This is a genomic window from Terasakiella brassicae (assembly GCF_014641495.1).
Taxonomy (GTDB): Bacteria; Pseudomonadota; Alphaproteobacteria; order Rhodospirillales; family Terasakiellaceae; genus Terasakiella; species Terasakiella brassicae.
In genome coordinates, this window is the sequence record NZ_BMHV01000004.1 from 44,925 (window position 1) to 60,714 (window position 15,790).

At 50.6% G+C, this 15,790-nt stretch carries 7 protein-coding genes; 4 read left to right on the forward strand and 3 right to left on the reverse strand.

Annotated features, from left to right (window positions below; all coding sequences use genetic code 11):
• Window positions 1–41: 41 nt before the first annotated feature.
• Window positions 42–3,179: a M10 family metallopeptidase C-terminal domain-containing protein gene (locus tag IEW74_RS03405; RefSeq protein ID WP_188661597.1), complete on the reverse strand. Its 3,138-nt coding sequence runs from the start codon at window positions 3,177–3,179 to the stop codon at window positions 42–44.
• A gap of 196 nt (window positions 3,180–3,375) precedes the next feature.
• On the opposite strand from IEW74_RS03405, the gene IEW74_RS03410 reads away from it, so the two are divergent.
• Genes IEW74_RS03410 through menC form a run of 4 tightly spaced genes read left to right on the forward strand, consistent with a single transcriptional unit; the run spans window position 3,376 to window position 8,258 of the window.
• Window positions 3,376–4,731, forward strand: a complete 1,356-nt coding sequence (locus IEW74_RS03410) for an isochorismate synthase (RefSeq protein WP_188661599.1) — start codon at window positions 3,376–3,378, stop codon at window positions 4,729–4,731.
• On the forward strand, window positions 4,731–6,422 hold the full coding sequence (gene menD / locus IEW74_RS03415) for a 2-succinyl-5-enolpyruvyl-6-hydroxy-3-cyclohexene-1-carboxylic-acid synthase (RefSeq protein WP_188661601.1): 1,692 nt from the start codon (window positions 4,731–4,733) through the stop codon (window positions 6,420–6,422). The genes IEW74_RS03410 and menD overlap by 1 nt, the downstream gene beginning before the upstream one ends.
• Window positions 6,423–6,449: 27 nt before the next feature.
• Window positions 6,450–7,274: a 1,4-dihydroxy-2-naphthoyl-CoA synthase gene (gene menB / locus IEW74_RS03420; protein ID WP_188661603.1), complete on the forward strand. Its 825-nt coding sequence runs from the start codon at window positions 6,450–6,452 to the stop codon at window positions 7,272–7,274.
• Window positions 7,275–7,283: 9 nt separating this feature from the next.
• Window positions 7,284–8,258 (forward strand): o-succinylbenzoate synthase, encoded by a 975-nt coding sequence (gene menC, locus IEW74_RS03425; protein WP_188661605.1) that lies wholly within the window; start codon window positions 7,284–7,286, stop codon window positions 8,256–8,258.
• Here menC and IEW74_RS03430 read toward each other — a convergent pair.
• Both IEW74_RS03430 and IEW74_RS03435 read right to left on the reverse strand, forming a co-directional pair.
• Window positions 8,216–9,556: a class I adenylate-forming enzyme family protein gene (locus tag IEW74_RS03430; RefSeq protein WP_188661607.1), complete on the reverse strand. Its 1,341-nt coding sequence runs from the start codon at window positions 9,554–9,556 to the stop codon at window positions 8,216–8,218. The genes menC and IEW74_RS03430 overlap by 43 nt on opposite strands.
• 78 nt (window positions 9,557–9,634) lie before the next feature.
• Window positions 9,635–15,661 carry a cadherin-like domain-containing protein gene (locus IEW74_RS03435; protein WP_188661609.1) on the reverse strand — a complete coding sequence of 2,009 codons (6,027 nt, stop codon included), beginning with the start codon at window positions 15,659–15,661 and terminating at the stop codon, window positions 9,635–9,637.
• Window positions 15,662–15,790: the final 129 nt, after the last annotated feature.

Here is a 15,790-nt window from a genome sequence, read left to right on the forward strand (position 1 = left end):
GCCTTCAAGTTTATGTGGTGTATCGGTTGGAATAGATAGTCTTAAATGATCGTAAAATCATTTTCATCGACGTCGACACCGTTTTCAATATTGGCGATATGGGAATATCCCCCGGCGGTTTGCCCGTTGTTGTCCACATAAATATCGTTGTTACTGTCGCGAATAATCGTGGCATTTGTGGAGGTGGCGTTGGTGCCGTCATAAACCGTATTGATGGTTTCAAAAGTGACCGTGGAAATGGAAAAATCATCCCCCTTGATTTGAATATGATCGATCCCGTGGGAAAAATCCCGAATGGAGTCGTCACCATCGCCAAGTTCAAAATAAAACGTATCGCTTCCGGCACCCCCGCTTAAAACATCGGCACCGCTTCCGCCTTGCAGGGTATCATCACCATCTGCGCCAAAGATGTAATCCAGCCCGGTTGCCCCTTTTAACAGGTCGGTGTTGGCAGATGGGTCAGCAATGATTTGTCCAACAACGCCTGAGGTTTGCCCTGTCAGGCTGAAATTATCGGAACCGGAGGCAAAAACTTCGATCTCACTGTTTGTCAGGAAATGATTTTTCAGGGTGATGCGGTCCCCTGTTTTGAAATCCAGAATCAGATCATTGCCGTTTTGGCTGGCCTGAGACAAATCTGCAATGCTGAAACCTGAAATCCTGTCATTGTTTCCGCCACTGTCTGTGACGATATCGTTGCCGGATGCCTTGGCAAAAACGAAAATGTCGTTCCCGGAACCACCGTCCAACAGGTCATTTCCTTCATGACCTGTCAGGGTGTCGTCTCCGTCCCCGCCGGACAGGGTATTGTCCAGGAAATTCCCGATCAATTGATCATTGCCCAGTCCCCCTTTGGCATTTTCAATAAAGGTGCCATAGGCAATGGCAACATTGTCTTCGCCGCTGTAAGTCGGTTGATAAATGCCTGCGTACCAATCGGGCAACTGATCGGAGACAGGATTGTAAATGCCGATGGAACTAAAGGACCCCGGGGTTAAATCAATGATATTGTTGCGGGTGAAATTGCTGGCATCAAGGGTGTCGGAGCCACCCGCATCCCAAATCGTTTCAATAAATCGCCCGTTGGGATCAAAACTATAAGTGTCATCCCCGGTGCGTGTGGTCGTGTTGCTTCCATATAAATGCTGCAAGGTCGCAACATCATAGAGCATCAAGCTTTCGGGGTTCCAATTATAGGCCTTGTAACTGTAACTGCTGGAATCCCCGGTTATATCCACGACTTGCGATTTGGGGTGATTGGTATAGGACATAACCGAATATTGCGTGCTGTCGGTTGCCGAAGTTAATTGATTGTCGCCTTCAAATGTATGGGTCAGACCGGTTGCGTGACCAATTTCATGCAGCAGTGTGTAATAACCGTGGCTGCCATCGCTTAGGGTTTGGTTGGAGGTTTGATTGTTGGCAATAAAGACATCGCCGGATTTATCATTGGCCAGATATGTCACCCCATTGTGGGTGTAGGTCACGCTGGGGGCATAGGCCTGCCCGGCAGATGTGCTTTGGCTACTGTTGCCAAAACGCAAAAGGCCGCCATCACCCGTATCGGCAACTTCGGTAAATGTGATGTTGGTAATTTCGCTGAATTGGGCCAATGCTTTGCGCACGGCGTTTTCCTGTGCGCTGGACATGACACTGAAACTATCGACTTCCCCCGGCGCATAATAGGAAGGTAGACTGTCCATGAAACTGTAGGTCAGATTGACAGATGTACCCACGGATGTATCGGCGTTCCAACGGGAATAGGGATCATCATACAGAACACCTGTGACATAATCGGGTTGCGTAATTGCATCTTTAAGGGCCAGTGTTTGATCGGCAAATTCCAGATTTTCAATATTTTGAAGCGTGGTTGTGCCATCGCGATTGGCAACCGTATCGGTGACAAGATAGCCATCTTTAAAAACGGCGACGGTGTATTCGTTGAAGTTTCCGTTAAAGACAGCATTGTCAGTACCGCTGCCCCCATCGAGAAAGTCATTGCCGCTTAGACCCTGAAGCTTATCATCACCATCACCACCAAATAGGCGATCATCGCCAGTGGCGCCGTTTATGGTATCGTTTGTGCCACTGACCCCGGCGATAATTTGCCCTTTTACCCCGTTTGTTTGCCCGCTTAATCCGAAAGTGTCATTGCCGGAAACAAGGATTTCAACCTCGCTACCAGTTTGAAAATGGTTTTTGAGGGTGATTGTGTCCCCGGAATAAAAATCAAGGATCAGGTCATCGCCTTGGCGCAGGGCATTGGATAGATTTTCAATGGTAAAACCTTCGATTTTATCGGCTGTGCCTGCGCTATCGGCGACAGTATCCTGCCCAAAACCGACCGAAAACAGATATCTGTCATTGCCATCTCCCCCTGCCAATTCGTCATTGCCTGCCCCACCCAACAATAGATCGTCAGACTCACTGCCCGTCAGTGTATCTGCATTGTTGCTTCCGGTTAAAAATGTGCGGGTTGCGGCACTGATGTTGGTGCCGCTGTCATTATCGGTGTTCTCGGTGTCATTTGTGTCGGTGACAGGCGAGGATGTATTTTGAGACGGCGGTGGATCATTAAGCGGGTTTGTCGGCTTTGGTGCCTCCGGCAAAGGGGGCGTTGGACGCAAAGGTGGCAGAATACCTTCTGTCAGTTCAATCTCGTGCGCGATAAGATCCGTCTGGTCAAAATTTTCTGAAGATATCAGTCTCGTTTCGTCAGGAGGCATAGCCTCAAAGCCATGTTGATCCTTTAAATCATGTAGGTGTGGCGGCTCGGTCACGGGGTAGGGATCACCTGCCTCATTTTCTGTAAAAAAGACCGGTTTTTCAGGCCTGAAAAGATGTGGGGTCGCAGGTTCGTCATCTGCTGGGGTGTCTTGCGAAGGGGCGTTGGGCGCGAAAAAGGCACCTGCGTTTTTAAGAAAGTCCCCGGGTTGTGTGGTAAAGAAATTTTGGGCAACCGTGAGGACCAAAGATTTGGCTTGTTCCGGTGAACTGCCAAAACTTAAAGCCGTTTGTAAGGCAAGTTTGCTGGCTTCTTGCGGGGATGCGCCGTTTTCAATGGCATTCTCAAAAATAGCTTCGACAAAAGCTGCAACTTCCGGGGAAGGACTGTCTATTCCCTCTCCCGTAATATCGGTTGCTGGAGTGCGCTGTTGTGTGGTGTTCTGTGTTGCCATTTTAAATTTTAAATATGAATAATAATATACTCAAAGTGTAGATTATCATAAAATGGTTAGGGTTTGTTTAAAGAAAATAAAGACTTCACCTGTGTGACTTGTCCATTATCAACAACGCCTTGACGCTTGGTATTTAAAATGGTTGATAGGCTATACCTGTTGTATATGAAAAAATTCGAAATAACTGATTTGCTCCATGTCCCTGCTTTCTGCATTGATGATTTCCCGTATTGAAAACCGATTGGAAGCGGCGCGGTCTTTGTTGGATGGCAGGATGACTGGATTGGTCAGCTTGACCTTGTCTGTGCCAAATTTGACGATTGATCAGGTCCCCCCAAATTTGGAGAACATGCGCTATTGGGCCCGTCCCCAAGAAGGACATTATATGTTGGGGATGGGGCAGGTGGTTGTAAAACGGGCGGCTTGCGAAAATAGATTTTCAGACCTGTCGGCGTATCATCGCCAATTAAGGGAAAACTGGCAATGTCTGGACCCGGACAAAACAGGCCGGGGGCCATTGTTGTTTACCGGATTTGCGTTTTCTGATGATCAAAACTATGAAGTGTTCCCCAATGCCTCGATCATGCTGCCTCTGCTGTTGTTGGAACGCCGGGATGAAATGACGAGTTTGACATTGTCATGGGATATGAAACCGGATGATTGCGCCCATTCGGTCTTTCTTCACTGGAAAAAAGCCGTTCGTGATGTGATCGAAGGACTGAGTGTGACGCGTACGTCCCAGATATCCGCCAGCAATCGATTGACCCGCATATCCAGTTATCCTGAAGATGATGTCTGGCTTGCCCGTGTCGATCAAGCCTTGGCAAGTATTGAAAATGGGGAATTGGAAAAGGTCGTCTTAACACGCCGTATCGCGGTACAAGGCGAAAGACCATTTTCACTTTCCCGGTTGATTTCGTCGCTGTCCGACCATCATGCAAACTGCACTATTATTGCACAATCCGGTGCGCGCGGAATTGCCGTTGCCGCAACACCCGAAGGCTTGATCCGACTGGTAAACGGCGTGGTCAAAAGTGATGCGCTGGCTGGGACGATGGGTAATGGGTATCAGGAAATTACAGGCAAGGACCGACACGAACATCAATTGGTTGTGGATATGATCCGCGCACGTCTCATAGCGTTGTGCGATGATATTGTGGCAGCAGAAGGACCGTCTGTTTTGAAATTACGCGCGTTGCATCATTTATGGACACCGATACAGGCACAAGCCAAACCGGGGGTGAACCTGCTTGATCTTGCCGCTGCGTTGCATCCGACACCGGCCGTGGGCGGCACCCCGCAAATTGCAGCTTTGAAATGGTTGCAGCGCCATCAGGAAGATCGTTTGGGATGGTACACGGGGGCCTTTGGCTGGATGACCCCGCAAGGGGATGGCGATTTAAATGTGATTTTGCGTTGTGCGCTGATCAACGGGGGTCGGGCTGAACTTTCAGCCGGGGCCGGGATTGTGTCCGGGTCCGATCCGCAAGCAGAACTATGCGAAACAGAATTGAAATTAAAAACCATGCTTGATGAGTTGGAGGGCGCCTGATGGAACAAAGCGATCAGGGGATGCTTAATTATCGTTGGGCCTTTGGCGTGATGGATGGATTGGCAGGTGCAACATGCTGTCATGTGGTGGTTTCACCGGGGGCGCGTTCCACCCCCTTGGTTTTGGCAGCACATAATCATCCGGACATGACAACCCATGTGATTTTGGATGAACGCAGCGCAGCCTTCTTCGCCCTGGGTCTTGCCAAATCAACAGGTGTGCCCGTGGCCCTTGTCTGTACATCGGGGACGGCGCCTGCCCATTGGCATCCGGCGGTTTTGGAAGCCGATGCGGCCTGTATTCCGCTTGTGTTACTCAGCGCGGACCGTCCGCCTGAATTGCGCGGATGTGGGGCGAACCAGACAACGGATCAGATTAAACTTTTCGGGTCTGCTGTGCGTGCCTTTTCTGAATTGCCCCCGGCAGAAGATGATTGCACCCACTTGGCCCCGCTCTGTGCACGTCTGGTCAAACAATCGCTTTTCCCCAAAGCGGGGCCGGTTCATTTGAACCTTTCTTTTCGGGAACCCTTATTACCATCATCTATTCCCCAACTTGTGCCCCGTAAAAATGCCATACGGATGATGCATCCGCGTATGGTTCTGCAAGATGAACAGATCAATCATCTTGCGCAGGTTATGGAACTGGGCGATGGGGTGATCGTGTGTGGGGAAGGGCCGTTTGATCAAGGATTTGACGAGGCCGTCTGTCAGTTGGCAGACCTATGTGACGTTCCGGTTCTGGCAGACCCCTTGGCAAATTTGCGCTCAAGGGGCGGGCGGGTGTTATCTTGTTATGATGCCTTTTTAAAAAAGGAGCAAGTGATACAGGCGGCACACCCCCGCTGGGTTTTGCGTTTCGGGGCGCAATCTGTGTCTAAGTCCCTTGGCCTTTATTTATCTGGTTTGTCAGATAGTCACCATTTGATCGTTGATGGTGGGGGGGGATGGTCTGATCCTTGTGGGCTTGTGGATGATATGATCCTGTGTGATCCGCTTGATCTTTGTGTGCGTCTATCTGCACGGCTTACCTCTCGTAACGATGGACAGATATGGCAGACGTTTTTTGCACAGGAGCAACGATGCCGGAATATTCAGAAAGAGGCGACATTGCCCCAAGAGGCGGAAATTATTCAATCAATTGTGCAAAAGATGGATGCGGAAAACATTCTGTTCTGTGGAAATTCCACACCTATCCGTTTGCTGGATAGTTTCCTCAACAGCGGGGAGGGGGCGTTTGACATTTTATGCAATCGGGGATTAAGCGGGATTGAGGGTAATATTTCCACGGCATTGGGGGTCGGGGCTGCGCGCAAGACAAGCGTGGTTGCGTTGGTTGGGGATTTAACGCTGACACATGATATCAGCGCCTTGGGGATTGATGAAGGTGTCAATTTGACCCTTGTTGTTTTGAATAATGGCGGTGGCGGAATTTTTGAATATCTTGCCCAAGCAAACCTCGACCCTGATTGTTTTGAACGGTACTGGGTCACACCATCGGCCCCTGATTTTGCACAGGTTGCCCGGGGATATGGCCGCGCCTATTATAAAATTGAAGGTATAAAAGATTTTTCTGATGTTTTTCAGGCTTGTTTGACCAATCCGGGTATAGACCTGATTGAAGTCGTGATAGACAGAAAACAAAGTACGGCGGCACATCAGGCCTATTGGCAGGCCGTCACCCAAGGTTAAAACCAAGAAAACAGGAGTAAACAGCCCGTGTCGATCCAATGGCAGGAAATCACCGATCCCCAGTTTACAGATATTGAATATCATGTGGCGGATGGAATTGCGAAAATCACCATTAACCGCCCCGAAGTCCATAACGCCTTTCGTCCCGAAACGGTACGCGCCATGTTACATGCCTTTAAAACCGCCCATCGTGATAAATCCGTTGGTGTGATTATTTTAACAGGGGCCGGGGGCAAGGCATTTTGTTCCGGTGGGGATCAACGTATCCGTGGCGAGGCAGGCTATACCGATGAAGATGGAAATGAAGGTCTGGATGTGTTGGAACTGCAACGCCTGATCCGTACCATTCCCAAGCCTGTCGTGGCGATGATTGCAGGCTGGTCCATTGGCGGCGGTCATGTGTTGCACCTGTGTTGTGATCTTGCCATTGCCGCAGAAAACGCCCGTTTTGGACAAACCGGACCACGGGTCGGCAGTTTTGACGGCGGTTTGGGTGTTGCTCTGATGACCCGTTTGGTAGGACAGCGTAAAGCCAAGGAAATCTGGTTCTTGTGTCGCCAGTATGATGCACAACAAGCCCTTGATATGGGGTTGGTCAATACAGTTGTGCCGTTGGAAAAACTGGAAGAAGAAACCGTGCAATGGTGTCGCGAAATGTTGGCCTTGTCCCCGACCGCCCTGCGTTTGTTGAAGGCATCGTTTAATGCCGATACCGATGGGGCAGCGGGCTTGCAGGAATTGGCAGGCAACGCCACTGGTTTGTTTTATCAAACAGCGGAAGGTCAGGAAGGGCGCAATGCCTATCTGGAAAAACGTGATCCAGATTTTACCAAATTTCCGCGCATCCCCTGATTGGCTTCTATGAAGATCATTTCATTGACCTACCAACCCTATGAACGGGCGCTACGTCAGCCGTGGCGAACGGCGCAGGGGGTCTGGTCGGTTCGTCGTGGCTGGACGGTTGCGCTTTGTGATGAAACAGGCCGTACCGGGTGGGGGGAGGCAGCGCCCCTGCCCGAAATCGGCACTGAAATCTTTTCTGATTGTGAAGCTGGTTTGAAACATATGCAATCGGCCCTGTCAGGACAGGAAGGGGATACGGTCTTAAAGACATTGCCGGCCCTTTTGCCAAGTTGCCCTGCGGTGCGCTGCGCGATTGAAACAGCGCTCGTAGACCTTTTGGGGTGTCAATTGAATGTGCAGGCGGCGTCTCAGGTGCGGTTGAATGTCAGTGCAGGCACTTTGTGCGATTTTTCATCGGATCGTTTAAGTTTATTGCGTGATCAAGGGTATCAGGTCATCAAATTGAAAGTTGGTGTGCAGTCGGTTGAAGACGAAATCAAGGCGTTAGAAACTCTTCATAAAGAACTTCCAGACGGGGTCTATTTACGACTGGATGCCAATGGGGCATGGGACTTTGAACAGGCCGAACGTTTCTTGAATGAAATTTCTGGGTTGGCGATTGAAAGTCTGGAAGAACCCTTGGCACATCCGAATGAACAGGCATGGGCTGAACTGCAAAACAAAGTCCCTTTTGTTTTGGTTCAAGATGAAAGTTTGCAAAATGGCCTGTTATCAACCGCGCGGCGCGTGGTGTTGAAACCGATGGCCCACGGGGGACCGTTATCATCTTATCAGTTGGGAAAGATGTTGCAGCAACAGGGCATTGAAACCATTGTCACCACAACCATTGACGGCCCGATTGCGACCCGTGCGGCCTTGATAACGGCTGCTGCGTTGGACCCGTTGGGGCGTTGGGCACATGGGCTGGGCACAGCAGTATTATTTGAGGATCAATCCGGGTTTGATCCGGTCAGGGCGGTGATGAGGGCCTGACGGTCCAGCTTTCCCATTGTATTTCGGGGGAGAACTGCCAGTTTTATTGTGTGTGTCGGGCGGTACGGCCCTTTTAAATGTTTGTTGGCAAACTGTTGAACGCTTTCTTCATCCGTGTTGCCGGCATAAAGGATAACAAGACGCTTGCCCCATTCGCGGTCATTGCGCGCGGTGACGGCAATTTCGTCTACATCGGGGCAGGTGGATAAGATGCGTTCGACGGTGGCAGGGTGAACGGTTTCCCCGCCGATTAAAAAGGCATCATCGGCCCGCCCGATGATGGAAAGTTGCCCATCTTCGCCAATGTGACCCAGATCATTGGTAATGAACCAGCTGTTTTCCAATCCTTGCCCCATCGTGCGGGCGGGGTTGATATAGCCTTTCATAACCGCCGGACCACGGACTTTCAGGCGCATGTCGTGCAGGCCCACGTCAAAACCGTCCAGCGGTGTGCCAATTTGGCCTTCGCACCAGTCATCGGGCAATTGTTCAAATGTCGAAAATTGCGAGGATGTTTCGCTCATGCCATAGGTGGGGCAAATCGGCCAGCCCAGATCAAAAGCGCGGCGGGCCAGATCGGTGGAAATCGCGGCCCCACCGACCAGTACTCGTTTTAAACGGCCCGGTGGCTTGCGGTTTCCCAGTTTTTCAAGGAAACGATGCAGCATGGTGGGCACAAGGGAAAGGTGGGTGATGCCATGATCATCCATTGCTGCCAAGGTTTTGTCCGTATTAAAACCATCTTGCAAGACAACGCAGGCGCCCGCTTCGGCACAACGCGATAAAATAGATAATCCCCCGATATGAAACAGCGGCAGGCAGGCAAGCCATCTATCCCCCGCATTCAGTCCGATGCGTTGACGCGATGCAAGGGCAGAAGCGGCAAGATTACGCCCGCTTAACATCACGCCTTTTGGGACACCTGTTGTACCACTGGTGGCGATGATCAGGCGGACCGCATCAGGTTCAGGCGGGGTAGGGGCAAACGGGATATCCGGGGCAACCTTTTCTAAAAAAGCCTCGCGGGTGTTTGCCGACATGTTGGGGTCAAGGGGCAGGAAAGGGGAGCCTGCCATTGGGGCGGCATGAAATATCAAGGTCGTCTGTAATGGGTCGCGGGCCTCATGAACCTGAATAAGGCCCGGTTGTTTTAATTGTTGACTGAGATGTGTGACTTGCACAAAGAGATCACGATGAGTAAGGCGCTGAGATTTATAAATAACAGCATCCGCATTTGGATAAGCATCGCGGTTATGTGCAAGCCATGTGCTTGGGTCTGTTATTTTTATGTCTGCCATTGTCCCGGTGCACCATGTTCCTCGTAAACGGAGGACTGGATTGTTACCAATCAGGGCAGAAAGTCAATAACTTACAGGTTAGGCCAAACCATTGTTCAATGCGACATTGATGTTTTCAGCAACGCTGGCCTGTGCCCCGGATGACGAATGGTCGTAGGTGGTGTATCCGTTGGACGTTGCCCCCTGTGACCATCCGCTATCTGCAAAAGTAACGCTGTCAGCAGAGGTCCCATCAATGATGACACTGTCGTTGCTGCTCATGGATGTAATATCGTTGGACTCAAATATCAGGCTGTTGGCATTATTGTCTGTTTGCAGGTCGATCTGTTCAATGGAATAGATTTTAACGCTGTTTGTCGTCAGGTCCAGATTATCGCCATTGTCCAGACGTAGTGTATCGGTGCCGCTGCCCCCGTTCAGGGTTGCATCCCCGTCACTGTAGATGATCGTGTCATCACCATAACTGGTGTAAATGATATCTGCCCCGTCGCCACCGCTGGCGGTGTCGTCATCCCGGCCCGTCCAGATAAAATCGTTCCCGCTGCCGCCATAGACGGTATCGTCACCATTGCCCGTCCAGATATTGTCGTTATCGCCTTCGCCATAGACGGTATCATCGCCATTATCCGTCCAGATGAAGTCGTTGCCGGACCCGCCATAGATGACATCGTTGCCATTATGCGACCAGATGAAATCGGCCCCGTCACCACCGCGAATAACATCGGCACCATTGCCGCCGGAAAGCTGGTCGGAACCGCTTGAACCCACAATTTCGCCCGGTGTTCCGGTGATGACCTGATCGGCAAATTGATAGTTTTCGATATCGATCAGAATGTCCTGACCGTCATCACCATCGATGGTGTTGTTATCTGTGATGGTTAATTCGCCATTGTCGTTGGTGGCAAAGGTATAATCATCGAGGTTGCCGCTAAAGACAGCCGTGTCGTCCCCATCGCCGCCATCCAGATAATCGTTGCCCGTGCCGCCGCTCAGTTGATCATTACCGGCTAGAGCCGTTATAGTGTCGTTGCCTGTCGTACCGTTTAATGTGTCTGACGTGCTGGTGCCTTCTATAATGCCATCTTCGGCAAAGCTGGCAACGGCTTGGGTCGAAACACTGACCAAACCATCGGAAACGGCATATGTGAAGGTCACATTGTCGGTGGAATTGGCAACGGGGGTATAGGTCCAGCTGTCATCACCGTTGTAGATCAAGGTACCGTCTGCATTGGTTTGCAGGTTCTGAATTTGCAGACTATCGTTATCCACATCTGTTGTGTTTGCCAGCAATTGTGCCTTGGTAAAGGTCAGGCTGGTATCTTCTTGTCCGCTCAAGCTTATCGGGGCGCTGACAATGGGGGCATCATTTACGGCGGCAAAATGGGCTGTGGCGGTTGTCTCCAATGTTGCATCGTTGTTATCACTAATGGTGTAGCTAAAGGTGACATCGTCGGTGGCGTTTTCAACCGGGGTAAAGGTCCAGCCGTTTTCTGTTATAACCAGCGAACCCGATGAAGCCGTCAGGTTTTGTACGGCCAAGTCGTCCCCGTCTACATCGGTTGCGTTGGCAAGCAGTTGCGCCGCCGTCAGATCAAAGGCGGTGTCTTCTGTTGCGTTAAAAGACACAAGGTTGGAAATGGTCGGGGCATCGTTAACAGGATTAAGGGTCAAGGTTGCTGTTTGTTGTGCCGATAAGGCTTGTCCATCGGAAATATTATAGGTGAAGGTTACCGGGGCTGTGCTGTTTGCTGTTGGTGTGAAGTGCCAATTCCCGCTTTGACTGTCGAAGGCGAGACTGCCTGTGCCACTGCTGAGGGATAGATTGACAACACTGATGCTGTCTTCGTTCTGATCGTAACTGCCGTCTAAAAGCTGCGCTGGCGTAATCGTAATATAGCCCGCTTCGCCGCCGTCTTCCACACCACTCAGGGAAATGGCATCGCCAAGGATGGGGGCAATATTTGAATTTTGACCGTCTTGTCCCTGATAGTTGTTATGTACATTGATGGTGGCGGTTGTCGCGGTTTTGCTGGTCCCGTCATAGACGTTATAGCTCACGGTGACATTATCAAAACATTGCGGGGTAAAAGACCATCCGCCATCGGTTTCACTTGTGTAACCGCTTGAAAACGAAATATCGGTGATGGACAGGTTTGCACTGTCGGTATCAATATCGGTTGCATAGGCCAGCAGTTGTGATGGGGTGAGGAAAATTGTGTCTTCAATATAAACGCTGAATGTGGCGGTCCCGCTGATAATGGGCGCATCGTCCACACTGGCAATGTTTACAACCGCATGACCATCGGTTGTGGTGGTCCCATCGGAGACTTTAAAGGTGAAAGAAACATCGCCATTTGCATTTAGGGCCGGTGTATAGGTCCATGTGGTTGCGTTAATTTTTTGGACGCTGCCACCATCGTTTGTTGCCAGACTTTCAATGTTGAGCGTATCGCCGTCCACATCGCTGGCATATTCATTTAACAGTTGATCTTGGGTAATCGTCAGAACGGTGTCTTCTGTCCCGCTTAGACCAACAGGTGTGCTTGAAACCGTTGGGGCATCGTTGACAGCACCAAATTTGGCTGTTGCCGAGGTGTCAATCGTCCCGTCATTCCCATCGCTGATGGTATAGGTAAAGGTGATATCGGATGTACTGTTTTCGCCGGGGGTATAAAGCCAGCCATCGGCTGTTTGTTCAAGGCTTCCTTGTTGACCACGGCCATCTATTGCAAAGTTTTCGATGCTGAGTGTGTCACCATCCACATCGCTGGCATAGGCCAGTAATTGCGCTTTACTGATGGATAGGACCGTATCTTCTGTCCCATTCAGGATGACGGTGTTGGAAAGGGTCGGCGCATCATTTACGCTTTTAATTTCAAGCGTGGCAGTCTGTTGTACGCTACCGCCTTTGCCATCACTGACGGTGTAGGTCAGGATGACATCATCGGTTGAATTGAGTGTGGGCGTAACCGTCCATGTGCCATTTCCATTGTCGGCAATTTCTCCGCCAGAGGTGGCAACGACATTCAAAATATCCAGACTGTCGCCGTCTATATCACTGGCATGGGTCAGCAATTGCGATTTGCTTAGAGTAATTGTATTGTCTTCCTGATAATTACCTTCGCTGTCGCCGGAAAGGGTTATGGCGGCACTCAGTGTCGGGGTGTCATTGACAGGTGTTATTGACAGTTGTGCCGTTGTGGGTGTCGATTTAAAACCATCGGATACTTCATAAGACAAGGTAATGGCTTCGGTTGAATTGGCATTCGGGGTAATGGTCCATGTCTGATCTCCGTTATCTTGTAAGCTAGCACCGCTGATTGTAACATTGCGCACATGCAGTGTGTCTGTATCGCTGGCATGGGCAAGCAATTGTGCTTCACTGAGGGTGATGGCCTGATCTTCCAATGTGGTGAAAGCTGCCGGCGCGCTTATGGATGGGGCGGCATTGCTGGTATTGGTTGATCCATCGCCATTGACATCCCCGATTGAGGCCCCTTCAATTTTGCTGTTCAAGTTGCTTGCACTATATTGGCTTTGAAGATCGCTGAGGTTGCTATTATCGCGCACCGCTGTTTGCAGGTCGCTGGCGGCATTGCTGGCAACCACGGCAACTTGTGCCAGACTGGACAGGAAATCATTTCCCGTTCCCCCCAGTGCGATATAATCATTAACGACACTGTTTGACGCGCTGATAATCTGTGCACTGTTGGCAGCGGCGGCGTTGGCTTTGGTGAGGTCATCCCCACTCAGTAAATCACCTGCGGCTTGTGAAATAACGGACTGTATTTTTGTCGCATCGGAGATATTAAAGCCGCTGCCTTGGGTTTTTATCGCATCGGCAATGGCATTGAACAAGATTGTCCCCGTTGTTCCGGCATCCAGTGTCGTACTGCTGGACCCTTCCAGAACGGAAGCAGCCTGAACAATGGTGTTTTGAATTTGCACACCGACAGCCGCCAGTTTTGCAATGTCACTGTTGGTGGCCCCGGCGACCGGGTCGGTGGTGGTCAGGTCAATATCGGCGCTGAGACCGAAAGCGGCTTTTAGATCGCTTTCAGAAATGCCGTTGGCAAGCAGGGTTGTTAGCGGGGTAACAACGGTTGACCCTTCGGGGGCTTGTAAAACGCCATAGAAGGCTTTGCCCGTTGCGATGTCTGTTCCACCGGACATGGATATAATATAATCACTGGCGCTCGTGCTGAGCGTGTAATTCCCGCTGTTGTCCGTGATGCTGCGGTCTGTTTCATTGGCATCCATAATGCCGTCTTTATCCAGATCAATCCAAACGTCAGCGCCGCTGAGATAGCCATCCACGCCCTTCCCGCTCAGTAAAACCGGGTCGGGATCATTATTTACAGGGGTGGTGTTTTCTTCTTCTGTCTTGCCTGTGTTTTCGTCCGCGTTGTTCTGGCCTGTCTCGCCCGTGTAATTCCCACTTTCACCATTATCTAATTGTGCGACAACAATGGGGCCGGATGCGCCTTCATTGTTGTCATTTTCATGGGGGACAAAAACGTGATTACCGTCTTCGTTTCCCTCTTCCTGTTGTTCGCCATTTTGCGGGCCGTCTGTTGTCTTGTCGGCAAACTGGTTGTTGCTTTCCCCCGGATTGGCGTTCGTATTGGCTTCATAGCCGACATATTCACGTGCGCGTTGGACTGCATTTTGCGTGATTTCATAGGCTCCTTGCGCGGCATTTTGTGCGACTTCTGCGGCGGCATTGGCTTGTTGGGCTTCCTCGCGCGCTTCCAGCATAAATTGATAAGCTTGGGTTGCCTTATCTTCGGCTTGCTGCGCAGATTGTTTTGCTGTCTCTGCATTTTGCCAGATTTGTTGCAGGTTGAATTCCAGTTTGTTGAGCGCCTGTTGCAGTTGCAGGATTTCTTGATTCGTTGCGCCCGAAGCAATCAATTCCTGCAATTGCTCTTGTAAAAGCTGAAGTTTTTCTTCTTCTGTTAAAGCCTGTTGCGCCAAGGCATCGGCATCTGCTTTGGCGTCATCGGCAGCTTGTTTCAAGGCTTGCGCATCGGCTTCGGCCTGTTGGGCCTGTGCTTCGGCATCTTGTGCTTCACGGGCGGCGATTTCTGCGGCTTCTTTTAAGGCGGCTTCAAGTTCTTTTGCTTCCAGTGCTTTTTCCGCAAGACTGGGGGGCAGATGGTTTAATGTGTCGCGTGTTAAACGGTTGATTTCATCTGTGCTGAATTGGGAAGATCTAAAATTATTGGTAGACCCGCCGTCCCAACTCCACCCCACATTGGCCTGATTGGTTGATCCTAATGGGGAACCGTTTAAGGCAAAAATGACAATCTCGCCCGGTGTATCGCCGTCCAGTGTGGTTTCAATCAGGTTAATCGCGCGGAATTTCCCTTCGGCATATTCCAGAAAGACTTTGGTTCCGCGAATACCAATGGTGGCAACCGGCGTGTTGATGGCGACCGCGTCAGGATTGATTTTGGCGATTTGCCCACTGACATAGCTGGCGGTGCCTTCAATGAGGGAAAGGACCGAGCTGCCTTCTTGATTGCCGGGATCATAGACCAGTTCGTCCAGCACCATTTCGGAATTTTCACCGAGGGAGAATGTACTTGTGTCTGCAAGGGTAATACCGACACCCCCATCGGTGGATGTTTCCAGACGGTCCCCCTGAAAGACGGGGTCACCTGTATTGAGAATGGCGCTGCTGCCATCGGCGCGCACAACGCTGACACTACCACTGACTTCTTCGACAAGGCCGATCGGTTCACCTAACGCAACATCACCTTGCGGGGTGGCTTGCGCCGTTTGCAATCCGGGGATGTCAAGAACCGGGGCGGCTTGGGCATATTGATTGAGGCTGTCAATGTCGGGCAGGTTCTCATAGGCCTGTGTGTCGAACCATTGGCCGTTTGCCTGTTGTAAATGTGGGCTGTGTTCCTGAAGGTAATAATCCTGAATGAGGAAATGATCGCCTTGGGCGGACTCGATCATCATGTCTGTACCATCACGAATGACGGTGGCATCGGACATGTCTAAGTCTTCCGGTAAAGAAATGACCGAAGGATTTCCCTGAGGTTCGAGCACCTGAAAGGGGTGACTGTCGCCTGCATCAAAAACGGTTCTCATAGACAATCCTCACATTGTCTATACCATTTGTTCGGTCTTTTTTTATCGATGCTTTATTGCATACCCTCAAGACTTGGTCCTATTGGACCTTCGCATCTTTTGATAAAAAATACATAACGCAATGGTATT

What these genes read in the sequence shown, in the direction of transcription:
- IEW74_RS03405 (WP_188661597.1), bottom strand. Translation starts at nt 3,179, where the DNA reads ATGGCAACACAGAACACCACACAACAGCGCACTCCAGCAACCGATATT.
- IEW74_RS03410 (WP_188661599.1), top strand. Translation starts at nt 3,376, where the DNA reads ATGTCCCTGCTTTCTGCATTGATGATTTCCCGTATTGAAAACCGATTG.
- menD (WP_188661601.1), top strand. Translation starts at nt 4,731, where the DNA reads ATGGAACAAAGCGATCAGGGGATGCTTAATTATCGTTGGGCCTTTGGC.
- menC (WP_188661605.1), top strand. Translation starts at nt 7,284, where the DNA reads ATGAAGATCATTTCATTGACCTACCAACCCTATGAACGGGCGCTACGT.
- IEW74_RS03430 (WP_188661607.1), bottom strand. Translation starts at nt 9,556, where the DNA reads ATGGCAGACATAAAAATAACAGACCCAAGCACATGGCTTGCACATAAC.
- IEW74_RS03435 (WP_188661609.1), bottom strand. Translation starts at nt 15,661, where the DNA reads ATGAGAACCGTTTTTGATGCAGGCGACAGTCACCCCTTTCAGGTGCTC.